The following is a 23,083-nucleotide window of genomic DNA, read 5'->3' on the forward strand; positions in this document are numbered from 1 at the left end:
GTAATGTTTGTTTTTGAGCGGCTTTTACCATTCAGAGAGCGGTTCGATGGCGGCAAGCAGCATTTGCATATCCAGATTGTCGAACCGGCCGTCATGATTCAGGTCAAGCCCCTCGCCTGCCTTAATGAAACGAACGATATCGTCCATGTGGAGGCCGTCGCGATCGGCATCGATTAACGCTTTCTGATCATAAGAGAGGTCATCCGCTGACGGATCGTTCATGATATTGAACGCCAGAGGAATCGTCTCCTGCGAAGTCGCAATCGTAAAAACGTAATTTCCCGGCTCGCTCGCAATGATGTTCGGAATACGGATCGTGAACGCGTAATCCGGGTCGAGGCGGTAACCAGGTGGAAGGGTAAAGGTTAGCTTATTGCCCGATGGGCGCTCCAGGGAAACGGGATGACTCATCTCTGCCGAAGGATCAAGCTCCAGCGGCTCAATGCCGATGTCCTGAACCGTGATGCCCTCATCCGTCAATAGAGTGCCCTCCGGGCTGGTAATCGTTATCGTATCCCCGCCCTTTAATATCGTATGAACGGGGAACCGAAACCGAAGTGCGCCGCCCGAATCCAAGCTGCCGTGACCTGCGCCGTTCAAGGAGCTTCCTTCGGCCGGAATAAAACCGATATCGCGCTCTGCGGGAAGCATATCGCTCTCAGGTTGGATTTTAAAGGTGTGGAATCCGGGCGATGCCGCATTATGAATCCCCGCACTTTCCGCAATGGCGATGCTGGCTGTCGTAAAGCTGGACAGAGCAGCCGATGGCGTCAGGAACAATTGGCTGCCGTCAATCGAGGCGGAAGCTGCTGGAACGCCATTAATCGTTATCTTATCGGGCTCGACGGATTCAAGCGTCTCCGGCAGCATTCCCGCCGGGAACGTGATCGCAATTCGCGTATCCGTGGCAATCGGCTGCATGACCGTGAACGAGAACTGATACCCCGATGCGGCTGTGACGGTATACGAATCGGCATCGGGGTAGAAGTCCGTAACGCTGCGGCTGTATAAGTTGAACGCAAATGCTTTCGGCATCAGATCCTTGCTCGTCGTCAATTCGAAAGCGGCAGGTCCAGGCGTCGCCCTTACGCGATCGGGCGTTATTAAGAAATTCGAAAGCGTAATGGCGACATCCGTGCCGGCCTCAATCGGCCTGTTCAGCGTAAACGTAAGCGCGGGATAGCCGTAATCGTCCCAGTCGGTATTTGCGCCGCTTAAGGCGTCCGCCGCTTCGCCGCCGTTAAGCGTGACGCTCGTTTTGTCTAAACGGATGGAAGCCGGGCTCCAATAGAAGGCGTTGTCGTAGCTGTACTGGTCCGGCACTTTTACTTGAATGCGGTCGCCGCTGCTTAAAGCGGTGGCGGGCGTGAATTGGAACGTATAGGTGGAAAGATTGGAATAACCGCTGTAATTGCTTAAATACCGTCCATTGTCATCGGAAGCGACTGTAAATTGAGACACCGACGCGCCGCTAATAATCTCGAACGGAATAGCCGTTAACGATCCGTCCGTCCTGCCGACATAGAAGGTGTAGCTGCCGGAATCGGGGTTGTCGATGCCAACCTCCTCCCACATCCTGATCGTGACCGCGCTGCCAGGCGGTATCGCATCGCTTAATTCAAACTGCACGGTCGGCGCTTCCGCGGCGGGATCGACGCTTACGTTAACGATGTCATAGTAGCTGTATTCGGTATCTCCGCCAGGAACGGCTAGCTCCGAGCTGATAATGGTGCCGGCGGCAAACAAGGCCTCGTCAGGCAGCGAATAGGCTGCAGGGAATTCGACCGAAAGAGAGCCTTCCGGCGAAGCGGGAATCGCTTCGCTTGCCGTAAACTGAATGTCGTACGCCACGTCTTGCATATTCGGGTAGGGCGCCGCCAGGATGCTTCCGCCGCTGCTCGCGCTTGCCGGAACGGCCCCGCTCCAAGGGAGCAGAACCGCCGCAAGAAGCGACGCGACAACCATGCGGGCGCGCTTCTGTATCATTTTCATTGCAAATCCTCCAGTTCGTTAAGGTCTCAAGATGACCGTCCGGTTCGCTTGATTCCATTGCACGTCGAGGCCTAACGCCTCCGCCATAAACCGCACGGGCACGTAAGCGCGGCCTTGCTTCAAATAAGGCGCGTACGGCGAAGCCGCATCGATGCGCAGCTCAATGACCGCGCCTTCTTCTCCCGTAAAGGTAACAAGCCTCTCGCCGTCCGCGTATTCCACCTCGTATCCGAGCTGCTCTGCGACCGCGCGAACCGGCACCATGACCCTGCTGTTCACCATCTCCGGCTGGGCGTCGAAGGAGACGAGCTCAGAGCCGAGCACAACCTTCAGCGCGCGGGAATCGGGCAGCTCAGGAAGCTGGTAAGGCGTGAGCAGACGGATTTTGTTGTTACGGGAATCCGCAACGTAGACGCTTCCGTCTTGAGCGACCGCAACATCAGTCGGGCGATGGAAGGACGCTAGACGATCCGCGCCATCCCTCTCGCCGGTAAGCAGGGACGGCTGTCCAGCCAGCGTCACGACCTCTCCGTCGCGCAAATAGCGGATCGAGTGGTTCAGGCTGTCCGCGATGACGAGTCCGCCTTCTTCGGTAACGGCGATACCGGCGGGATAGCGGAATGATGCGGCAGAGGCCTTGCCGTCGGCAAATCCGCCCTCCGCGTAAAGCTTCGTCCGGTCCGCATACAGGGAAGCGCCTTGCTTAAGACCGGCGCCGATGCCGGCAACGGTCGTCACTTTGCCCGTGGCGAAATTGATGTAGCGAATGCTTTGGTTGCCGGAGTCGCTGACGTACAGGTTGCCGCTGGCGTCAAGCGCGAGCCCTGTAGGCTCGTTGAACTTTGCTTTCGCCATATCGCCGTCCGCGAAGTCGCCGGCCGGCACCGCAACGCCCGGAAAAGCCTCGACGACCCGGTCGGATGGAGCCGTAAGCGTAACGACTTCGCCGGCCGTCGTCATTTTGCGAATAACATGATTTAAGGTATCGGCGATATAAACCGTGCCGTCTGCGGCCACGGCTACATCGCTCGGCGAGTTGAAGGCCGCGCGGGCGCCCGGCCCGTCAGTCCTGCCCATCAGCCCGCTGCCCGCAATCGTGGTGACACGTCCGTCGGAGCCGATTTTGCGGATGGCGTGATTGCCCGTGTCTGCGACATACAGCTCGCCTTTGTCATTCGATGCAATGCCTGACGGGCTCTGGAACAACGAAGCGTCGGCGGAGCCGTCGAGCAGGCCGCCAATTGGCAGGCCTTCGGCGTCCTTTCGCAGCATGACGCCGGCCAAGGTTTCCACGCCGTCATCCGATAGAGAGCGGAGCAGATGGTTGTCCCGGTCGGTGACGACTAAGGTGCCGTCTTGGCGGACCAGAAGCCCGGAAGGGCTGCGGAACTCTGCTTGAAGCTTCATGCCGCCTATGCTGCCATAGTCTCCCGATCCCGCATAGGTTGTGACGTCCAGCATGATTTGCCCTTTATCGCCGACGAGACTGTCTTGAGCGAAGGAAGCGGCGGCCGTGCCCGCAAGCGTGCTAATGGAAAGGGCTGACGCAAGAAGGATGGTTATTGTTTTTTTCAATTGCAATTGCTTCACCTGCTTTCTGCTGGCTGCACGGCAACGGTGATCGGATCATCCGCTAGGCTGCTTCCGTCCAGCAATACATTGCCGTCTTTATCCAAAACTTTGTAATAAGCGAGTTTTATTGTTAGATCGTCGTCGTTAGCAGTCATAAGCTGAAGCGGGATGCTGACGAGCAGCTTCTCTCCCGATACGTGCAGCTGGGTTTCCCTGGCGCCGGAGCTGTCGCTGACCGCCGCGTAATACAGGCTTGCCTCGTCGCCCCAAGCGAAAGGCTGCCTAATGATCTCCATACTGCCCGGCAGCGCTCCGAACACGGTATTCGGCGATTTGGGCAAAAGGTTTTTGCCGTGATAGCTTAGCCTGTTCCTTTCATAGAGAAGATGAACCTCGACCGCGTAAATGCTCTCCTCAGGCTGATCGAAGCCGCCAATGTAAAGGTTTGCCGTCACCGTCCTTCCGTTTGAGACAGCGTTGCGCAGAGTGAGCGTTCTCTCCCGGTCGGTATCCGGGTCTGTGCCAGGGTCCGTCCCCGGATCCGGATTGGAAGGCGGCGTGCTTGGCGAAGGCGAGCTTGGAACAGTCCCCGATGGACGGGAGGATTGTTCGTTCCGCGTTCTGCTTTCCTCAAACGCTTTGCGCGACGCTTCGTCAAGCTTCGCCTTCAGCTGCTCTTCCGCCTTGCGCGCGGCTTCCTCGGCAGCTTTCCGGTTCGCCTCGTCAATCGCCTTCTTATCGGCCTCTACTTTTTGCAGTAAGGCAGCCAGCCGCTGCTGGTTTTCGAGCAGCCGGCTTTGTTCCTCCAATAAGCGGCTTTCGCCCTCCTGCTCGGCACGCTTCAACGCTTCAATTTCGGGATCGAGCCCGGCTGCTTTATCGATTTTCTCTACACGGGTAAGATCGATTTTTTTAGCGGGGTCATCCACTTTTTTATTCGCTTCGTCAATAAGGAATTGCTCGAGCTTATGCTGGTCGATCGCTTCCTTCGCCAGGTTAGGGATAAAGTTATCGAAGTTGGCGCCGACTTTGCTTAGATCGTCCGCGTCTTGAATAAGAAGAGTAGACCCCTCCGCACGAGTAATGCCTGCCTCGAGCTGCTTTTTCAGCTGCTCAGCGATTTGCTCATTCTCTTTTAGGATGTCGGGCGTGCTTTTAACAAGGCTTTCAATTACTTTAGGCGGCAATTGACTCACGATCTGGCCGATATCGACGTATTCTACCTTCGTTCGAAGATCGTCCGCCTGCAGGCGCCCATCCAGATTAAGTTGCTGGGCCGGATAGACCAGAACGTGCTCAATTTCCTGCAAGTTTCGTCTCGCTTGCTCGGTCTCCGAGGAGGTGACCGTCGACGCGCGGACAACTCCGGCGGCAACAACCATACCGGTCTCTCCGGTTTTCTTGTTTATGATCGTTAGAAAGTGAGTGCCTTTGGCGGTCATGACGGCGGTCGGCGTCCGGATCTCGAATCGTTCTCCTGCGTTCTCCCCCGTCCGCTCCTCCACATGCGCCTTTATAGCGCCGGACAGCAGCGTAAACCGCGAGATGGCCGCTTTTCCTTGCGACTTCAGATCGGACAGGAACAGCTCGCCGTGCTCGCCTAAAGTAAGCTCGTCCTTCCGGTCGTCGATCATTAGAATCGCATAAGCCCCGGCCCCCGTTCTAAGCGTATCTCCTTCATGCAGCTTCATTCCCGCATAAGCGGGGAAAGACGCTTGGCCTCCCGCTAGGCGAACGGTCGCGTCTCCTTTGGCCTCTAGAATCGTGACGGATCGTTCGGAAGCAAGCGCGAATACAGAGGCTGGAACGAGCGCCAAGACAAGAAAGCAAGCAAGCAGGACAAGCCCGTGCCGCCCTCTAGCGCTGAAAATCGAATTGTTTTTCACATATAAGCTCCTTTCTGTGCATCTCCTGCTGCTACGATACACGCGCCAGTTTAAAAACTGTTTAAAAAACGGCGGCCATGTCGAATTTACAATAGATTTAATAAAGGGAAGCGAGAGATCCTGTCGAATAGTAGGGAATAATCGATTGAACGCGTTGTTGGAGGCTGGAATGAAACGATTCATCTGGTGTGTGCCGCTGCTGATCCTGCTCGTTGCCTTGCTGCCTGTGTCCGTCAACGGGGAAGCGGCAGAGTGGACGGAAGGAAACGCGGATTTTACGGAATGGGACTTCCATAAGGACGGAAGCGCGAATTTGGACGGGGAGTGGAAGCTGTACTGGAAGCGGCTGCTCATGCCGGACTCCTTCGTTCAGGGGGAGCTGCCGAATGCGGCGCGAGGCGAAGGGGCTATGGTCCCTGGGCAATGGGGAGGACAGCGGTGGGGGGGTGAACGGCTGTCCAACCGCGGGTATGGGACTTACCGTTTGACGTTCACGCTCTCTGAAAGCGCAAGCGAGCGGACAATGGGCTTATACATACGCAGTGTAGCCACAGCTTACCGGCTATGGGTGAATGGAGAAGAGCTGGCCGCGAATGGAACGGTAGGAGTGGACCGGCAAACGATGGTGCCGCGCAATGTTCCGCGAACGGTTTATTTCCAGCCGAGGGCGGGCAACAACGAGATCGTCGTGCAGGTTTCCAATTTCGTTCAGCGCAAGGGCGGGATTTGGGAAAGCATTCGGCTTGGGACGGCGGACGATATCGCCGGCGAACGCGAACGAAATCTGATGACCGATCTCTTTATCGTTGGAAGCTTGGTCCTTATGGGACTGTACCATGTCTGCTTATATATGTTCCGCCGGAAGGACAGGATTCCGCTTTATTTCGGCATCCTCTGTCTGGCCATAAGCGTGCGCACGATGGTTCTGGGCGAGACGGCGGGCATGTCCGTGTTCCCGTTTATTCCTTGGGAGACCGGCGTAAAGCTGGAATACGGCTCGGCTTGCGTCGCGTTTCTCATGTTCATGCTGTACGCGAACGGCCGTTATCCGAACAAAGCAAGCCGGCTGACGAATCGATGCTCCGCTGCCGTGCAAAGCTTGGTCTTGGCATTGGTGCTTCTAACACCCGCCGATCTGTATACCCGGATCATGCTGCCTTATCAGCTTATTGTCGTTTTGCCGACGATCCTCTACGTTATCTCAATTTACGCCAGGGCAGCATGGAAGCGGCGGGAAGGCTCGCTAGCGGATGGTATCGGGTTTGCCATCATGGCCATCGCGATTGTGAACGATATTCTCTACTATAATCAAGCGGTTGCCACCGGAACATGGATGCCGTTCGGTCTCTTGTTTCTACTGTTTATGCAGGCGATTCAAGTATCGGCGAAGTTCTCCAAAGCGTTCCATACGGCGGAGGCGCTTGGCGGGCAGCTGAAGGAAGCGAACGCGACGCTGGAGCGGAAGGTGTCGGAACGGACGGCGGCATTATCGGCTGCGAACGGCAGGCTCGAGGAAGCGAACCAAGAGCTGCTTCGGATGGAGCAATTCCGCAAGCAGCTCCTGGCGAATATTTCCCATGAGCTGGGAACGCCGCTCACTTCCATTAAAGGCTACGCCAGCGCTATGATGGACGGTATTGTCGATGGCGGCGATCCGAAATACGCGCGGCGCATTCATGAGCGAACGCTGCTGCTCGAGAGAGTCATCGACGATTTAATTGAACTGACGAAGCTGGAGACGAGGCAGCTTTCCTTCCATTTCAAAGAGTATGACGCGCTGCCCCTCCTTCGCCGCATGTTCGAACAATATGCGGCAGAGTGGGCGGTCGAGGAAGGGCTGCGTTTTATATGGAAGGAGGAGACGCCTTTTCCCGCTCATAAGCAGATCATGATCAAGGCAGACGGGATCCGCCTTGAGCAAGTGCTCTCCAATATTCTCGGCAATGCGCGTAAATATGCGGGAGGCGATATTGTCGTCAGCGTGTGCCTGGAGACGGCGGACGGCGCGGAATATGCGCTGTGCGTGAAGGTTATCGACGCAGGACCGGGTATTCCCGAAGAAGAGATTCCGTATATCTTTGACCGGTTCTATCGAGGCAAGCATGGCGGTTCGGCGAAGCAAGCCGGCAGCGGTCTCGGGCTTGCGATTTGTAAGGAAATCATGGCCTATCATCAAGGAAGCATCGGTTTTGTTAAGGATGAGAGCGCCCGAAACGTCTTTTATTTCCGAATTCCTGCGAGTTTAAGATGAAATGGGGAGGGACGGTTATGGCGGAAACGGTAATGGTTGTGGAAGATGATGAGGATATTATGGAAATATTGACCGCCTATTTGCGCAAACACGGCTATTCCGTTATCACTGCCGTTAACGGGCTGGATGCTTTGCGGTTGTGCGAGCAGGGCGGGATGGATCTCCTGCTGACGGACATCGTGCTTCCCGATATGGAAGGAACGAAGCTGACGGCGCGCATCCGCGAGCAATCGGACCTGCCGATCATTATGATGAGCTGTAAAAAAGAAGCGGCGGACATCGTAGGCGGGCTTGAGCTTGGGGCGGACGATTATATTACGAAGCCGTTTGAGCCCAGTGTTGTCATTGCGCGCATTAAGTCGGTGCTGAGAAGGCGGAAAAGATACGAAGCGCCGGCCGCCTCCGAAACGCTGCTTTGGAAGGACGACCGGCTGGAAATCGATCATGCGGCCTGTCAAGTGCGCGTGAACGGACAAGCGATTCACTTGTTTGCCAAGGAGCTGCAGCTTCTTCTGCTGTTCGCGTCGCATCCGGAGCAGGTGTTCCATGTCGACCAACTGTATGAACAGGTGTGGGGCTGGGACAAACATAGCGACATCCGCACTGTCATGGTCCATATTCGCAATCTTCGGAAAAAAATCGAGGAGAACCCCGCAGCCCCGAGGTATATTGAGACTGTCCGGGGCTTCGGTTATAAATTCAAAGCTCGCTGACAGGACATTTAATGCACCTATCCGCTTCATGAGCATAAATTCCTTTTATTTGGAAAACATACAAAAAGCTTTCCATCACTTCAAGAAGGAATATGCCATGATTCATAACCATTCTCCGCGTCGCACCAGAGCTGAGATTTCTCAATTTTCCATCGGCCAGATCAGTCTTCGCAACCCATGGGTTGTCGCGTTTTTTTCCTTTGCTTACCCCGGATTTGGACATCTTATGCAGCATCGCTACGCGCCGGCTTTTATCTTGATCGGCTGGGAGCTGTTCATCAATAACATGTCGAATGTCAATCTGGGCATTATGTATTCGTTAATCGGCGATTTCGAAATGGCGAAGCAAGTCATCGAAGAGCGATGGCTGATCCTGTATGTCGGCATTTACATGCTCGGGATTTGGGACAGCTACCGCACAACGGTCGATTTCAATAAGCAGTATCTACTGGCGGATCGGGAGGACGCGCCAATCGCCGCTTTCAAAATCGGCACATGGGATATTAATTTTTTGGACAAACGCAAGCCTTGGGTAGCCATGGTGTGGTCGATGCTTGTTCCGGGACTCGGGCATCTGTATGTCCACAAAGTCATTACCGGCTTTTTTATATTCGGCTATACGGTTGCGGTCCTCTATTGCGCTCACATTCCCAGAGGCATCATGTTCTCCATGGTCGGCGATTTCGTTCAGGCTAAGCAAGTCATGGATATGCAATGGGTGATGTATTTGCCGTCCATCTACTTTTTTATCCTATACGACGCCTACGCTTCCTCCGTCGACTATAATATTTTGTTCGAAAAGGAACTGTCCAAATATTTGCGCACCCATTACCAGAGCCCCGATTTTGAATTTCCGGTATAGCGGACCGAGGTGACGATATGGCATTGATTATCGCGACTTTCGAGAATTCGGTTTTCATAGAGCTCGCGATTACCGCGCTTGAGCAGCGGGATATCCCGCGAGCTAATATTTTCGCTGCCCCCCTGGACAAACGAGTAGAGCCGAGGCAGCTATTCGACACGATTCACAGCGCGGATGGCTTCAGCATGCTGGACCTTGCGGCGATATTAGGGACCGTCTTTATGCTGCTGGGCGCGATTTACGGCTACGTTCTGGCGTGGGGACCGATTATTTGGGGAATCATCGGCGCTGTATTCGGCATGGGCTCAGGCTTTCTCTTAAAGCTGTTCCTGGTCAGGAAAAATTTGACGGGAGTCAAAAAAATGACCTCCGAAATCGTGCTTATGGTCAGATGCGAAGAGGAAATGGGACGGACGGTTCAGCAATTGTTATGGGAGCATCAAGCGCTGGGGATTACCCGGATTAAATCGAGCGAAAAAGACCGATACGCCTGAGGCTTATCGGTCTTTCTATATGTCGCTTGGGGCAAGCCAATGAAAAGCCGGAAAGTTCCGGAGCACTCCGAAGAGAATTGTCGCGGCGAGCATGATGGCCATGATGAACCGGCCTGTTCGGCGCCATTGTTTCCTATGGGCCAGCACGTATACCGCGTAAAGAGGAACAAGAAAAAAGATAAGCAGATTGTAGCGGAAGGCTTGCCCGAAATCGAGCTCCAGCAAGGCAAGCGCAGCCCTCGTCATGCCGCAGCCCGGACAATATAGGCCGGTCACCTCGTGGAAAACGCATGGGATTCCGATTCGAGTCAGCGGCAGCCACACCTTCAAGTACAGAAGCGCGCCGGCGCCAATGAAGAAACCCCAAACAAGTTTGGGGTTTCTATTGGCGATCGCCTTAAACCATTTTAGCCATTTTATTAACATCCGATTGCACCAAAGCATACGTTACGATGCCAAGACCGAAGAACGTAAGAATGAGATACAGAACGGAATTGTCGGAAACAATCATTCCGCGCTGGCGCTGCGCTTCCGCAACATGCTTGCCCACTTGGTAAGACCAAATGAAGCTCCAAATGCCGCAAGTTACGATGGTCAGAAGGAAATGCTTGCCGCCGGTGAACGAGTCGTCCCGTGAAAGCGTACCTACTTCATTCGTCATGACGATAAACCAGTAAATCCCGTAAATACCGCAAGTGATCAAGGATAGGATGATGGCTAGCGCGATATTTCTTTCTTTAATCATAGTGCACCTTCCTGTTGTCTAGTATATTTCAGGGCTTCCCCGTGAAATTGAATTTACGCTCAAATGTGTCAATTCTGCAAAATCTGACATTGGGCGACAGCTACTAGTATAGGAGAAACCCGTTCCGCTGACAAGATATAAAAAAAGGGAGGTTGCTAGATGATAGGAAAGAATATTTAACACGAGGCTGACAAGCTTTTGCGCATCCATTGCCTGACCGGAAACAGAAGGAAAGCCTCTTGCTCCGCATGGAGAAGAGGCTTTCTGTTTTTAGAGCTTCGTATCGTCCACGCTGTCCAGCCAGCTCTCGATCGTTCCGATTACCGAAGTGACGCAGCCATCCTCGAACGGGGAGATCAAGCCTGCGGCGTCGACCAGCTCAGTGAAGGACCGGCTTCCGCCTAGGCGGCAAAGATCGACGTAAGCCTTCCAAGCGGAGTCGCGGTCCTCATGCATCTTCTTCCAGAACTGAAACGCGCAAATTTGCGCCAGGGTATAGTCGATGTAATAGAACGGCGAGTTGAAAATGTGACCCTGCTTATGCCAAAACCCGCCTTGCTCCAAATACGCGTTGTCCGCATAGTTGCGGTGCGGCAAGTACTTTTTCTCGATCTCGCGCCATGCCTGCTTCCGCTCGGCCGGCGTCGCGTCCGGGTTGGCGTAGACGTAATGCTGGAATTCGTCGACGGTGACGCCGTAAGGGATGAAGATGAGCGCGCTGGCGAGATGGTCGAACCGGTATTTGTCGGCATCCTCCTTGAAGAACAGGTCCATCCACGGCCAAGTGAAAAACTCCATGCTCATCGAATGGATCTCGCATGCCTCGTAAGTGGGGAAGGCGTATTCCGGCACCGCGTAGCTTCTGCTTTCGTACACCTGGAAGGCATGGCCTGCTTCATGCGTCAGGACATCGATATCTCCCGAAGTGCCGTTGAAATTGGAGAAAATATACGGCGCTTGGTGTTCGCTGATGTACGTGCAGTACCCGCCGCTTTGCTTGCCCTTCTTCGCGACGAGATCCATCAGCTCGTTATCCTGCATGAACTGGAAGAAAGCGTCCGTCTCCGGCGACAGCTCGGCGTACATCTTCTTCCCGTTCGCGACGATCCAGTCGGGATCGCCCTTCGGTGTCGCATTGCCGGTGAGGAAGGCGAGGTTCTCGTCGTAGTAGAGAAGCTCATCGACGCCGATACGAGCCTGCTGCCGCTTTTTCAGCTTTGTAGCAGCCGGCACAATGTGCTGAAGCACTTGCTCGCGGAAGCGCGCCACCATCTCCGCGTTATAATCGGTACGCTGCATGCGGGCGTAGCCCAGCTCAACGTAGCTTTCGAAGCCCAGCTTCTTCGCAATGCGCGTCCGGGTCTTAACGAGCTCGTCGTATAAGCGGTCGAACTCGGCCTCATGCTCCGCCATAAAGCCGGAGGATGCCTCGGCTGCGCGCTTGCGCATGTCGCGGTCGGTGGACTGCTGGAACGGAGCCAGCTGAGCCAATGTTCGCTCTTCGCCTTCGAATGGGATTTTCGCGGAGGCGATCAGCTTCGAGTAGGCGGTCGTCAGCTTGTTCTCCTGCTGGAGATCTTCAATGACCTCGGGGCTGAACGTCTTCAGCGACAGCTCGGCGAGCTGGAACAGCTGACGGCCCCATTTCTGCTCCAGCTGTCCGCGGAACTTCGAATGGACGAGCGCGCGGTAGTAGTCGTTTATGTATTCCTGCACGACCGGTCCGTTCTCGTCGAAGAAATCCTGCTCCGCTTTATAAAATTCGTCATTGGTGTCGATAGAGTGGCGGATGCTCGCAATCGTCTCCATCGTGCCCCACTCGCTGCGCAGCTTGTTCAGACCGGTCATCGCCGCATCCTGCTCCTCGTAGCTCCCCGCCGACTCGAACGTGCTAAGCAGTGCTTTGAACTTGCTTTCAAACTCTTTTACATTCGGACGCTCATACGTATATTCGCTAAACTTCACGTCTCTACACCCGCTTTCATGGGAATGGATAAATTTTAAGATTGCCTGAATCCATTGTAATCCATTCGCGCGCCGGAAGAAAATGTAATGAAGAATTATAGTTGTTTTATTGCGACGTTGACGCTTGCGGCTCCGAAGCGGCGAGGATTCCTTCGGCGATGCGAAGGAGGTCTTCTTTGGACGTGAAGCTGTTTCCGGCAATTGTATATTGCAGATTGTTGTTATGATGCGGGACGACAAGCGTTACATGCATATGCTCTTCTTCATATAGAACCTCCGATTGAGCCGCCTGAATGACCTCCGTCTTCGGAGCCATTCTGCTCGTCGAGGAAAAACCTGTAGCCTCCGAGATATACAAGGCGATACGCGGCTGGATAGGGTCCCCGGCGTTCTCGTAATACATGTCAATGGATTGCGGACGACCATGCCGCATCGCCTTGACGAATACCTCCTGCGCGGCGTCCTCGGCGTCTTGCTTGTGCCTGAGCATGTGATAGCAATACTTAAAGATGGGCTGATGATACGGAAGTATAAGTTCCGCCAAAGGTAAATTCGTTTCGGCTGCCTCCAATGCCTCGCCTCCTTTTAGCTTAGTTAACCGTATATGACAATCGGGCGCTCCAGAATGTGACATTTTATAATCATTTTAGAATAAGAAAGCAGTATCCTGCTACGCCGGCGACATTACATAACGAAGCCTTCGCGCGCTGCTCTTCTCCAACTACATCGCTGTATCTTCCCGCCCGATTCCGTTATACTGGAAAGAAAAAAAGAGATGGAGAATGCGAAGATGTCCACTTTGCCAAACTGCCCGGAATGCGGTTCTGAATACACCTATGAGGATGGCAATATGTATGTTTGCCCGGAATGCGCGCATGAATGGCCGGCCGGAGCCGAGCTAGAAAGCGCAGAGGAGAAGCGTGTCGTTCGGGATGCCAATGGCAACATCTTGAACGATGGCGACGCGGTCAGCGTTATCAAAGATTTGAAGGTGAAGGGGAGCTCGTCCGTCATCAAGATCGGCACAAAGGTGAAAAATATCCGCCTGATCGAAGGCGATCACGATATCGATTGCAAAATCGACGGCTTTGGTGCGATGCAGCTGAAATCGGAGTTTGTGAAAAAGATTTAAACGGGCGCGGTGCGGAAGCAGCATGTAATTTACCGGGTTTTTAGGGTACAATGGTAAAGTGAAAGTGAAAGGGGAGTTACGTCGTGGCAAATGAAGAGTTGGTCTTAACGCCGGAAGGTCTGGCGAAGATCGAAGCGGAGCTTCAAGAGCTCAAAACCGTAAAGCGGAAGGAATTGTCGGAGCGGCTCAAGGTCGCGATCAGCTACGGTGATTTGAGGGAGAACAGCGAATATCATTCGGCTAAGGATGATCAGGCGCATTTGGAGACTAGAATTTTGCAGCTGGAGAGAATGCTGAAGATTGCGCGGGTTGTGGATACGGGCAGTATAGCTGCTGATAAGGTAGGCGTCGGTTCGCTGGTCACGTTGAACGATGTTGAATTTAACGAGAAGATCGAATACCGCGTTGTCGGACCGACCGAGGCGGATGTCGCGGATAATAAAATCTCGTACGAAAGTCCGCTCGGTAAAGAGCTGATGGGCAAAAGAGTCGGCGATAAAATTCAAGTTAACGCTCCGATGGGCATTATCGAATACGAGCTTCTGGAGATCAAGGTTTAACTGAAAGGCTGTCCGGAACGTTGCCGTCAGGCGTACGCGGACAGCTTTTTTTTGTGCACGGGATCCGCATAAAAAGGGAACACGGCGAAAGCTTAAACAAGTGCATTCCTCTGCTGGAAAAAGGGCACTGTAAGGGTAAGACTTCAAAGAGAAACGCGCAGCGAGAATATGCCTGCAGTCACGCACGAAGGGGAATGAACGCAGTGGATAAAGATATGCTGAAAAAGGAAACCGGCCTGGTATCCAAAGACCGATATTTTGTTACGATTGAAGTGATCGGGTATTACCAAGTGAAAAACGAGCAATTGCCGCTTCTTGTAGAGAAAGGCAAACAAGCCACGGTCGGCGACTATATTCGATTAATTAAAGAGCAGTATGACGAGGATACGGAATTAATAAACTTATCCCCTTATATGGAATTTAGGGTGCGGATGCCTAAACCGAAAGGCATACGGTTATTTAAAGTGCTGAGGATGGTCAGGGATTTCACCTACAATCCGGTAACGAAAATTTAAGCAGGCCTAAAAAAATAGACCCAACCCAAAAGCTCCCTGACGGCGTAAGCCTTCAGGGAGCTTTTCGCTCGGTATTAAACCGTCACCGCTTCAAGCGCAACCTCGATCATATCGTTGAAGGTTGTCTGCCGCTCCAGCGCCGTCGTCTCTTCGCCGGTCAGGATATGGTCGCTTACCGTCAGTACGCACAGCCCCTTCACCCCGAACTTGCTGGCCAAATAATACAGCACCGCTGCCTCCATCTCAATCGCGAGTACGCCGTGCGCGCCCAGCGACGCCGTCATCTCCTGGTCGCCGGAGTAGAACATGTCGGAAGACAGCACGTTGCCGACGCGCAGCTGAAGCCCCTTCTTAAGTCCGCTGTTGTAAGCTTTCATCATCAATTCAAAATCGCCGATTTGCGGGAAATCGTAACCGGGGAACCGGTTGCGGATAATGGCCGAGTTCGTGGCGGCGGCTTGCGCGATAATCACGTCGCGAACCTTCACGTCCCGTTGGATCGCGCCGCAGGTGCCGACGCGAACGAGGGTTTTGGCGCCGTAATCGTTAATGAGCTCGTGGATATAAATAGCCGCGGAAGGCATGCCCATACCTGTGCCTTGGACGGAAATGCGATGCCCTTTGTAGGTGCCGGTGTAGCCCAGCATGCCGCGAACTTGGTTATAGCAGACGGCGTTCTCCAGGAACGTCTCCGCGATGTATTTGGCGCGCAGCGGGTCGCCCGGCAGCAGTACAGTTTCCGCGATTTCGCCGGCCTTTGCTTCTATATGTACACTCATTGTTTACAGCCTCCATTTAGTCTGATTGTTGGATATTTGTTGCACAACGTTTATCATAGCATTTTTTAGCGCTTCCATGCATGTATCGCTTTGCAAGGTCAGTCGAACAGTATGTGGGCTTGCTGCGCATACGGGAGGTCGGATTCGAATGCTCGTGAGGGCGTTTCGAAAAGGTGCAAATAAAACAAGCCGGGACGGGGTTAACGTCTCGGCTTGTTCTTAGATGGGCTTTCGAGTTAAGCCTTGCCTTCCATCTTCTCCAGCTCCTTGCGCACGATCGGCGCGACCTTGGTGCCGAGCAGCTCGATGGAGCGCAGCACGTCGCGGTGCGGCATGGAGCCGATATCGACATGATGGAAGAATCGGGTAATCCCTAAGTTTTTGTAGAGGAGGACGATCTTCTCCGCTACATATTCAGGGTCGCCGACATAGAGGGCGCCGCGCAGGCTGCGCGCGGAGTCGAACGCGTCACGGTCGTAATGCGGCCATCTGCGTTCTCTGCCGATAGTATTCATCTGCGCCTGATTGTACGGGAAGAACAGGTCGGCCGCCGCCTCCGTCGTATCCGCGATAAAGCCGTGCGAATGCGTCGCGATTTGCAGCTTGCTCGGATCGTGTCCGGCTTTCGCGGCAGCCTGCTTGTACAGGTTCACAAGCGGAGCGAACCGCTCCGGCATACCGCCGATAATGGCGAATACGATCGGCAGTCCCAGCGTACCGGCGCGAACGGCCGATTCCGGGCTGCCTCCGCTTGCGATCCATACCGGCAGCGGCTCCTGCACCGAACGCGGATAGACGCCCCGGTTATCGATCGCCGGGCGGTGACCGCCGCGCCATGTCACCTTCTCCGATTCGCGGATGGCTAGCAGCAGCTCCAGCTTCTCCTCGAACAATTCCTCGTAGTCATCGAGGCTTTGGCCGAAGAGCGGGAACGATTCGATGAACGAGCCGCGCCCTGCCATAATTTCCGCCCGACCGTTCGACAGCGCGTCCACGGTCGAGAACGCCTGATAGACGCGGACGGGATCATCCGAAGATAAGACGGTAACGGCGCTGCTCAGCCTGATTCGGCTTGTGCGGGAAGCCGCGGCCGCAAGCACGACCGCCGGCGCGCTCGCCGCATAGTCCGCGCGGTGATGCTCGCCGATGCCGTATACATCGAGCCCGACCTGATCCGCCAAGACAATCTCCTCGACCGCGTTGCGGAGCCGTTCCGCATGACTCACTGCCGCACCCGTCTTCGGATGCGAGGTTGTTTCCAGAAATGTGCTGATTCCAAGTTCGATCATGCCGTAGCCTCCTTTTTCTTATCTCAATTCTACTATAAATAATAATGTAAATCAATTATTGTAAGTGGATTAGCGATGTTATTCGTTAGTATCGGTCATTGCCACATGTAGTATAACAGAAAAGACCTGCAAGCGGTTTTGCGCCGCAGCAGGTCCATTTCGTACTGGCTTATATAGACGGTTTTTTAATGTTATTCGGATGCCGACAAGTATTGCCGGCTCGCTGGCGCTTGTACGGGGGAATGGACGATATAGGTCAATAGCGCAGCCGTTAACGAGAAGGTTGCCGGCGGATAGACGAGGTAGATGTCTTCCCATTGCGGAGCGAACTTGTTTTTGAACTCGTAAAGACCTTTGAAGTTATAGAGACGGCTCCCATACTTGTACAGCAGTCTCGCGGCCAGCATGTCGTTGATATTGGCCAGCGGCGCCATTCCAAGGCTGCAGCGTCCATAGCCTTGCTCCTGAGCCCATAAGCAGAGCGATAGGATAAGGTAGTCCATGGTGCCCTGCGGACAGGAATGCGAGTACCGCATAAGATCAACGGTCAGCTGCGAGTCGTCAGACGGTTCATTGGAGGCTCCGGCTACGGTTAGAAAAGCTTCGATCCCGCCGTCCGGACCGGTCATTACTGCAACTGGAAACCGGCCGACATAGCCGCGGCTGAACGCGCCGACGGAGAAGCTTTTTTCTTTCCGGTCTTGCAGCCATTCATTCGAAATGGCTTCCAAACGGTCAAGCGTCTGAACGGAATAGGGCGGCTTCAGCATCTGGAACGAATAACCGCACTTGCGAAACTTGCTCAGCCGGTTGCGCTGCTTCAGCCAGGCCTTGCCGCTTAGACTAAAGCCCCGCAGACCAATCGCCGCCTCTTCACCGATCTTGGCCGCCCGCAAGCCGAGCTCTCTGTAGACGTGGAGCATGTCCGCCTTCGTCTGATAGAAGACCGGCAAACATCGCTTGCTCCTGCAAGCCGCAACGAACTGCATCGCCGCTCGTTTTTTGGCGTGCTTGCTGCCGATCGGATCGCCAAGCGCGATTCTGCTGTTGCCGACCGAACGGTAGGCAATGAGCGATTCGCGTTTCGAGTCCCAGAACCATTCCTTGTCGCCTAAAAAATACAGATGCGAGTGCGATCCGTATCCGCACTTCTCGAGCAAACGGTGGAGCCGGGTCTCCTTTATTTGATTCATGTATACACTAACCTCCGAGCCGATTCTATGATGTCATCATATTGAGGGTTGATGAAACAGCTTGCTTAATAAATCATCGGCAGTTTCCTCGGCTTCGTATAGAGGCAAATCTTTGCTGGTTTAATCAACAAGAGAAAGCATGCGACTTAAGGCTTGGCTAAGACCCTCAGGCTCGCTCAGCATGGGCAGATGGCCTGACGGAAGCTCCTCGATATACTCCGGCTCAAGAGCGGCAATCATCCGATTCTGCAGAGACGGAGTAATCTCTTTATCCTCCGTCAGTTTGACATACATCTTAGGGATGCCGGCGGGAGCGGACGCGCGAATCCGCTCGGTATAAAGGCGCTTCGATTCCGGGAGAAAGTCCCTGACGACTCTGTCCGCCTGCTCGGGCGGCAGATCGCTGCAAAGCCCCTTGCGAAGGGCCGATTCCGGCGGCTTGGTTCCTGCTAGACGAAGAATCGCGCCAAGGATCCAGCGGTTCGGGGCCGGCAGCGACGATAAGAAGGAGCCGCCGTTTCTTGAAATAACCGCGCCCACCGCGACGAGACCGGCGACGCGCCCTTGGAAGCGTTGCGCAAGCTCCATCGCGAGGATGCCGGAGATCGAATGGGCGACAAGGATGAACCGCTCACATCCCCACTCCTCGATCTGCCGCTGAATGGCGGAGATATAATCTTCCAGCGCCAGGTCCGCTCTCGTATCCTCTGCTTCATCGCGGCGAGGGAAATCGGCGAGCAGACAAGGTATGCCCAGCCGCTCCGCCGTCTCGCTCCATACGCTACCGCGCAGTCCGACGCCATGCAGGAATACCGCCCCGATTTCTTCTTGCCGTTTATTATAAGTTGTCACATTCATCATCCTCCAGTACTTTTTCTCGTGCTTCATTTCATGTACGCTAATCATAGGACAAAAATAAGACAGATCATGTCTTATTTAAATGCGATACTAAGAAAAAAGCGGAGGAGTGAAAAAAATGCAGAAATCGCAGAGGCTTATCCAATTGATCATGATGATTAACGCCCGGCGTTCGTTTACCGTGAAGGAGTTAGCGGATGAATTTGGCTTATCGACCCGCACGATTACAAGAGATTTGCAAGAGCTAAGCGAGCTGGGCATCCCGATTTATTCGGTGCAGGGAAGGGGTGGGGGCTATAAGCTGCTGCGGGAAAGGCTGCTTCCGCCGATCAGCTTCACGGAGAGCGAAGCCGCCGCTTTGTTTTTCGCCTGCCATTCTTTGCAGTTCTTCGGGTCTCATCCGTTCGGAAAGGATGCGGACGGCGCACTTCATAAGTTCTATCATTATTTGCCGGCCGACGCGCGGGAGAAAATCGACGCGATGAAGGAGAAGGTGATGCTGTGGAGCCCGTTCCGTCCGATGTCGGAGGATGTGCTGCGTACGCTGCTTCAGGCCGTTATCGAAAAGCGCGCCGTTACGATTGTATACCGCGGGAGCGATGGCCGGACGGAGCGGGACATTATGCCCTTCAGCCTATACGCCAGCACCGGTTATTGGTATTGTCCGGCCTATTGCCTCCTGCGGGAGGAGGTCAGACAGTTTCGGGCCGATCGTATCGAATCGGCGGTAATCAATCCCGATATTCCTTATCGGGAAGACATCGCGGAGCTCACGCTCCGCGACAAGCCGGACAGCAGCCAAAGGGAGCAGACCGTGCTCCGCGTGGCGCTTACCGCCAAAGGATTATGGCAGCTGGAGTCCAACTCCCGATTCTCCGCGTATTTGCAGAGAGGGGAAGACGGGGGCGGCAACGCGGTTGTGCCGATCGCGCGGGATGAGCTTCCTTTCTATGTCGATTTGCTCTGGGCCCTCGGTGAAGATGCGGTCATTGAAGCTCCTGCTGAAGCCGTTGCGCGCATGCAAAGAAAGGCGGAGGCTATGGCAGCCCGCTACCTCGCCTAGCAGGAAAGCGTCAGCGCAGTTCCGAATACAATAGGGAATACCGTTTATTGCCGGAAGAGAAGAGGGAAGCGATTGAACCGTTTATTAACCGCTGCCGTTAAGCTGGCGGCTATACTTGCGCTTGCGGCCGTCGCTGCAGCCTGCAGCGATTTTGCAAGAGGCTTCCGCGAAGGATTGGCCGAGCCTGCGGACGGGCCGCCGGAAGTCGTGCGCGCGATCGAAAAGCATAACCAGACGGGGTACGATTTAATTGAAGAAGGGAAATACGATGAAGGCATAGGCTGGCTTTGGGAGGCCGTAAAGTTCGTCTACGAGGTGCATCCCGAGTATGAAACGCTTGAGGATGAGGTGCGGTCCAAGGAGCTGTTCGACTCGCCGTTCAACAATATGAGCTGGGCGTATAATGAGCTTGGCGATTATGAAGAGAGCTTGTACTGGATCGACAGGGCGCTGCTGCTTCTGCCGAATACCGAGATCGAATATATAAATAAGGGCAATGCGTTGTACGGCTTGAACCGCTACGACGAGGCGGTCGATTATTATGACCTCGCGCTCGAAGAGAATGAGGACAGCTTAAACGCCCTTTACGGAAAAGGCCTCATTTACTACGACAAAGGTTATTATAGCGGCGCGGCCGACATGTTCAACCGCTGCCTCTCGATTGACTCCAGCGACTACGATGCGGCGGAAATGCTCCTCTATTCGTTTCTGGGACGGGAACAGGAGGAGGATGCGCTGGCTTTCGCGGAGAAATGGCTGGGCGATTATCCGGACCGATTCGACGCTTACCGGCTGAAATCCATTGCGCTTGAGCATGCGGGCGAATTCGAGGAGGCCGAGGCTTTCGCCCTTCAAGCGGCTGAAGCTTTTCCCGGCTTGACGGAAGCGCAGGAGCTGCCGGGAAGGCTGTATTACGATTCCGGGTATTACGGGGAAGCGGTTGCCTATTTCAAAAGCAGGCTTGCATCGCATCCGTCGGAGTCGGGCAGCGCGGTATGGCTCATTCGCAGCTATGCGGCGATGCAGGATTATGCCGCTGCCGAAGAAGCTTATCATCAAGCCGCGCGCTCGAATCCGGATCATGCGGAGCTGGCTGAGGCGATGGGCGATATGTATTTGGACCAAACGCAGTACGCGGAAGCCGCGCATTATTACGGCCTTGCTGCCGAATGGGAGCCCTATAACGAGATCTATGCGACGGCGGCGCTCGAGGCGCTTTACTATGGGAACCGGATCGACCGATGCGCGGCGAGCGGCGCAAGCATGCGGAATAAGATGAGCTACAGCGGAAATATCGCATGGTATACAGGGCTTTGCCAGCTGGAGAAAGGAGACTACGAGAGCGCGGTCATTTCGTTCGAGGAAGCGGTCGCCATTAACCCTGACGATTATGCTTCGCTTGCCCAGCTGGCTTATGCTCACCTCCTGACAGGCAATGACGAGGAGGCAGCTGAATTTGCTTCGGCCAGCCTGGAGCTTTACGACAGCGAAGCGACCGCCCTGTATGTCGAGCAGGAGCTTAAGGAGCGCAAGCGGCCGCTCAGCAAGCGGGTGGAGGCGTTTTTCCGGGATCAATATTTATATCAGGAAACCTCTTCAGAGTGGGAGAAAGCCTTCGCCAGTTTGACTGAAGCGGCGTCCCCGCAAGAGATTGCGGAAGCTGTGGAGCGGGCCAAAAAGCAGGATGATCCCTTTACCTTCGTCATTTATGGGGAAGAGTATGACCAGTTGTCCTCATTATCCGGGGGAGAAAGCGTAACGTTCCGGGAAGAAGGCGATCTGCTGTATTTATCCGTCTCGACGTTCGATGCGACAACGGATAACCGCTTTATTGAAATCCTCGACAGCGTGAAAAATCCGGAGAGAAAAACGTTGGTGCTTGATCTCCGCGGGAATGCAGGCGGGTTATCCGACAGCGCCAACCGTATGCTGGATGCGCTGCTTCCTGACTACGTGACAAGCACCATGATTTATCGGGACGGGTCGACCGAAAGCTACTATTCCGATTCATCGAGTCTAGCCTTTAAAAAGATCTATGTTCTCGTCGACGAGGGTACGGCCAGCGCGGCGGAGCTTGTCACGCTTGGGTTGAAGACGTATTTGCCGAATGTGACCATTATCGGACGGGACACTTACGGCAAAGGAGTCGGCCAAGTCGTTTTCGAGGACAGATCCGCCAAAATGATGGTGTTCGTCGTTAACTTCTATTGGAATGTGAAGCAGACGAATATTGCCTCGACGCGAATCCAGCCGGATATTTATGTGACGGGAAGCTCGATCGACAGCTTTATGAAGCCGGTGCGCGAAGGACGTTAATAGAGAGCCGCGATATCAAAACCAGGCAAGAAAGTTTGCCTGGTTTTTTGTTGCATAAAATCCCAAATATTAGGAAACATAGAAGCGTACATCGAAAAATAAGGGGAGATTCGCGATGACGGGAACGGCAGCCGGGCAACCACGCAGATTAAAATCTAAAATTAGCTCATCCGGCGTCACGTATATCGAATGGCGAAACCCTTTTATGGTTGCTTGGTGGTCTGCGGCTTTTCCCGGTTTTGGACATTATTTGCTAGGCCAATATTTAAGGGCGACCTTTCTTACGCTGGCGGAAGTGCTCATGAATACGCTGGCGAGAGTGAACGAGGCATTAGTCTACTCGTGCTCCGGCAATTTCAGATTGGCGGCGGAAATTGTAGATCCTAGGTGGGCTTACGGTTATATGCTTGTTTATTTGCTGGCCATGTGGGACAGCTACCGCTCCGCTCTGCAAAATAATAAACTCGTTCAGCTTGCCGAGCTGGAAAATACGCGGATCAGCCCTTTTTTTATCGGGAAATCGGAGATTCATTATTTGGAGAAAAAAAGTCCGCTGAAGGCCGCCATCTTTTCATTCGGCTTCCCCGGAATGGGACAGATGTACAACCATCGAATCGGTCTGGCCGCGTATGCGATGACGTGGTGGTTTATTTATATTAGCTTATCCAACTTTTATATCGCTGCACTGGAGCTTGTCTATGGGAACATCGCGTATTCCACGCAGCTGCTGCGACCTCATTGGCTCCTATTTATGCCATCCGTGATTGGCGGTTCAATCTATCATGCCTTTATAACGTCCCTCGAGCACAACCGCCTGTTCCGCATCGAGCAAGTTCAATATTTCCGCGAGCGGTACGGCCGCCCTACTCTGAAGCTTTTTTCAAAAACGGGGTGAGCG

Annotated in this window: 21 protein-coding genes; 10 read left to right on the forward strand and 11 right to left on the reverse strand. The window is 54.1% G+C overall.

Annotated features, from left to right (window positions below):
- Positions 1–24: 24 nt before the first annotated feature.
- Genes D3P08_RS16145 through D3P08_RS16155 form a run of 3 tightly spaced genes read right to left on the reverse strand, consistent with a single transcriptional unit; the run spans position 25 to position 5,450 of the window.
- Positions 25–1,992, reverse strand: a complete 1,968-nt coding sequence (locus tag D3P08_RS16145; RefSeq protein ID WP_119600743.1) for a hypothetical protein — start codon at positions 1,990–1,992, stop codon at positions 25–27.
- Between the two features lie 18 nt (positions 1,993–2,010).
- On the reverse strand, positions 2,011–3,567 hold the full coding sequence (locus D3P08_RS16150; protein WP_119600868.1) for a stalk domain-containing protein: 1,557 nt from the start codon (positions 3,565–3,567) through the stop codon (positions 2,011–2,013).
- Between the two features lie 11 nt (positions 3,568–3,578).
- Positions 3,579–5,450 carry a FecR family protein gene (locus tag D3P08_RS16155; RefSeq protein WP_162848504.1) on the reverse strand — a complete coding sequence of 624 codons (1,872 nt, stop codon included), beginning with the start codon at positions 5,448–5,450 and terminating at the stop codon, positions 3,579–3,581.
- A 169-nt stretch (positions 5,451–5,619) separates the two neighbouring features.
- Here D3P08_RS16155 and D3P08_RS16160 point away from each other — a divergent pair, with 169 nt between their 5' ends.
- The 4 genes from D3P08_RS16160 (at position 5,620) to D3P08_RS16175 (ending at position 9,770) form a co-directional block, all read left to right on the forward strand.
- The gene (locus D3P08_RS16160; protein WP_147381815.1) at positions 5,620–7,701 is read left to right on the forward strand and encodes a sensor histidine kinase; all 2,082 of its coding nucleotides are present in this window, start codon (positions 5,620–5,622) and stop codon (positions 7,699–7,701) included.
- A 17-nt stretch (positions 7,702–7,718) separates the two neighbouring features.
- Complete coding sequence (locus D3P08_RS16165; protein WP_206098970.1) at positions 7,719–8,414, forward strand: response regulator transcription factor; 696 nt, start codon at positions 7,719–7,721, stop codon at positions 8,412–8,414.
- A 97-nt stretch (positions 8,415–8,511) separates the two neighbouring features.
- Positions 8,512–9,276: a hypothetical protein gene (locus D3P08_RS16170; RefSeq protein WP_119600747.1), complete on the forward strand. Its 765-nt coding sequence runs from the start codon at positions 8,512–8,514 to the stop codon at positions 9,274–9,276.
- A 17-nt stretch (positions 9,277–9,293) separates the two neighbouring features.
- Complete coding sequence (locus D3P08_RS16175; RefSeq protein ID WP_119600748.1) at positions 9,294–9,770, forward strand: hypothetical protein; 477 nt, start codon at positions 9,294–9,296, stop codon at positions 9,768–9,770.
- 15 nt (positions 9,771–9,785) lie between these two features.
- Here the strand turns inward: D3P08_RS16175 and D3P08_RS16180 are convergent, their stop codons facing one another.
- The 4 genes from D3P08_RS16180 to D3P08_RS16195 all read right to left on the reverse strand — a co-directional run bounded on the left by D3P08_RS16180 (position 9,786) and on the right by D3P08_RS16195 (position 13,051).
- Positions 9,786–10,196 carry a DUF2752 domain-containing protein gene (locus D3P08_RS16180; RefSeq protein WP_119600749.1) on the reverse strand — a complete coding sequence of 137 codons (411 nt, stop codon included), beginning with the start codon at positions 10,194–10,196 and terminating at the stop codon, positions 9,786–9,788.
- The gene (locus tag D3P08_RS16185; RefSeq protein WP_119600750.1) at positions 10,168–10,515 is read right to left on the reverse strand and encodes a DUF4234 domain-containing protein; all 348 of its coding nucleotides are present in this window, start codon (positions 10,513–10,515) and stop codon (positions 10,168–10,170) included. Before D3P08_RS16185 ends, D3P08_RS16180 begins: the two co-directional genes overlap by 29 nt.
- Positions 10,516–10,785: 270 nt before the next feature.
- Positions 10,786–12,480 carry a M3 family oligoendopeptidase gene (locus D3P08_RS16190; RefSeq protein ID WP_119600751.1) on the reverse strand — a complete coding sequence of 565 codons (1,695 nt, stop codon included), beginning with the start codon at positions 12,478–12,480 and terminating at the stop codon, positions 10,786–10,788.
- A gap of 106 nt (positions 12,481–12,586) precedes the next feature.
- Positions 12,587–13,051, reverse strand: a complete 465-nt coding sequence (locus D3P08_RS16195) for a sigma factor (RefSeq protein ID WP_240647576.1) — start codon at positions 13,049–13,051, stop codon at positions 12,587–12,589.
- 219 nt (positions 13,052–13,270) lie between these two features.
- Between D3P08_RS16195 and D3P08_RS16200 the strand changes: the two genes are divergently transcribed.
- The 3 genes from D3P08_RS16200 to D3P08_RS16210 all read left to right on the forward strand — a co-directional run bounded on the left by D3P08_RS16200 (position 13,271) and on the right by D3P08_RS16210 (position 14,687).
- Positions 13,271–13,612, forward strand: coding sequence for a zinc ribbon domain-containing protein YjdM (locus D3P08_RS16200; protein WP_119600753.1), 342 nt, complete (start codon positions 13,271–13,273; stop codon positions 13,610–13,612).
- Positions 13,613–13,695: 83 nt separating this feature from the next.
- Positions 13,696–14,172: a transcription elongation factor GreA gene (gene greA, locus D3P08_RS16205; RefSeq protein ID WP_119600754.1), complete on the forward strand. Its 477-nt coding sequence runs from the start codon at positions 13,696–13,698 to the stop codon at positions 14,170–14,172.
- A 203-nt stretch (positions 14,173–14,375) separates the two neighbouring features.
- On the forward strand, positions 14,376–14,687 hold the full coding sequence (locus D3P08_RS16210) for a hypothetical protein (RefSeq protein WP_119600755.1): 312 nt from the start codon (positions 14,376–14,378) through the stop codon (positions 14,685–14,687).
- Positions 14,688–14,761: 74 nt separating this feature from the next.
- On the opposite strand, the gene deoD is transcribed toward D3P08_RS16210, so the two are convergent.
- From deoD to D3P08_RS16230, 4 genes are all read right to left on the reverse strand, one after another.
- Positions 14,762–15,466, reverse strand: a complete 705-nt coding sequence (gene deoD / locus D3P08_RS16215; RefSeq protein ID WP_119600756.1) for a purine-nucleoside phosphorylase — start codon at positions 15,464–15,466, stop codon at positions 14,762–14,764.
- A gap of 236 nt (positions 15,467–15,702) precedes the next feature.
- Entirely contained in the window at positions 15,703–16,755 is a 1,053-nt protein-coding gene (locus D3P08_RS16220) for an LLM class flavin-dependent oxidoreductase (protein WP_119600757.1), read from the reverse strand.
- Positions 16,756–16,946: 191 nt separating this feature from the next.
- Positions 16,947–17,948, reverse strand: a complete 1,002-nt coding sequence (locus D3P08_RS16225) for a phosphatidylglycerol lysyltransferase domain-containing protein (protein WP_119600758.1) — start codon at positions 17,946–17,948, stop codon at positions 16,947–16,949.
- Between the two features lie 120 nt (positions 17,949–18,068).
- The gene (locus tag D3P08_RS16230) at positions 18,069–18,800 is read right to left on the reverse strand and encodes an alpha/beta fold hydrolase (RefSeq protein WP_240647577.1); all 732 of its coding nucleotides are present in this window, start codon (positions 18,798–18,800) and stop codon (positions 18,069–18,071) included.
- Positions 18,801–18,924: 124 nt separating this feature from the next.
- Between D3P08_RS16230 and D3P08_RS16235 the strand changes: the two genes are divergently transcribed.
- The 3 genes from D3P08_RS16235 to D3P08_RS16245 all read left to right on the forward strand — a co-directional run bounded on the left by D3P08_RS16235 (position 18,925) and on the right by D3P08_RS16245 (position 23,080).
- Positions 18,925–19,869: a helix-turn-helix transcriptional regulator gene (locus D3P08_RS16235; RefSeq protein WP_119600759.1), complete on the forward strand. Its 945-nt coding sequence runs from the start codon at positions 18,925–18,927 to the stop codon at positions 19,867–19,869.
- A gap of 72 nt (positions 19,870–19,941) precedes the next feature.
- Positions 19,942–22,185 carry a S41 family peptidase gene (locus D3P08_RS16240; RefSeq protein ID WP_119600760.1) on the forward strand — a complete coding sequence of 748 codons (2,244 nt, stop codon included), beginning with the start codon at positions 19,942–19,944 and terminating at the stop codon, positions 22,183–22,185.
- Between the two features lie 115 nt (positions 22,186–22,300).
- Complete coding sequence (locus D3P08_RS16245; protein WP_119600761.1) at positions 22,301–23,080, forward strand: DUF5683 domain-containing protein; 780 nt, start codon at positions 22,301–22,303, stop codon at positions 23,078–23,080.
- The last annotated feature ends 3 nt before the right edge of the window (positions 23,081–23,083 follow it).

This window comes from Paenibacillus nanensis (genome assembly GCF_003583765.1).
Lineage (GTDB): Bacteria > Bacillota > Bacilli > Paenibacillales > Paenibacillaceae > Pristimantibacillus > Pristimantibacillus nanensis.

Coding starts and splice junctions, on each gene's coding strand:
- D3P08_RS16145 (WP_119600743.1), bottom strand. CDS start 1,992: ATGAAAATGATACAGAAGCGCGCCCGCATGGTTGTCGCGTCGCTTCTT.
- D3P08_RS16160 (WP_147381815.1), top strand. CDS start 5,620: ATGAAACGATTCATCTGGTGTGTGCCGCTGCTGATCCTGCTCGTTGCC.
- D3P08_RS16165 (WP_206098970.1), top strand. CDS start 7,719: ATGGCGGAAACGGTAATGGTTGTGGAAGATGATGAGGATATTATGGAA.
- D3P08_RS16170 (WP_119600747.1), top strand. CDS start 8,512: ATGATTCATAACCATTCTCCGCGTCGCACCAGAGCTGAGATTTCTCAA.
- D3P08_RS16175 (WP_119600748.1), top strand. CDS start 9,294: ATGGCATTGATTATCGCGACTTTCGAGAATTCGGTTTTCATAGAGCTC.
- D3P08_RS16180 (WP_119600749.1), bottom strand. CDS start 10,196: ATGTTAATAAAATGGCTAAAATGGTTTAAGGCGATCGCCAATAGAAAC.
- D3P08_RS16185 (WP_119600750.1), bottom strand. CDS start 10,515: ATGATTAAAGAAAGAAATATCGCGCTAGCCATCATCCTATCCTTGATC.
- D3P08_RS16200 (WP_119600753.1), top strand. CDS start 13,271: ATGTCCACTTTGCCAAACTGCCCGGAATGCGGTTCTGAATACACCTAT.
- deoD (WP_119600756.1), bottom strand. CDS start 15,466: ATGAGTGTACATATAGAAGCAAAGGCCGGCGAAATCGCGGAAACTGTA.
- D3P08_RS16220 (WP_119600757.1), bottom strand. CDS start 16,755: ATGATCGAACTTGGAATCAGCACATTTCTGGAAACAACCTCGCATCCG.
- D3P08_RS16225 (WP_119600758.1), bottom strand. CDS start 17,948: ATGAATCAAATAAAGGAGACCCGGCTCCACCGTTTGCTCGAGAAGTGC.
- D3P08_RS16235 (WP_119600759.1), top strand. CDS start 18,925: ATGCAGAAATCGCAGAGGCTTATCCAATTGATCATGATGATTAACGCC.
- D3P08_RS16245 (WP_119600761.1), top strand. CDS start 22,301: ATGACGGGAACGGCAGCCGGGCAACCACGCAGATTAAAATCTAAAATT.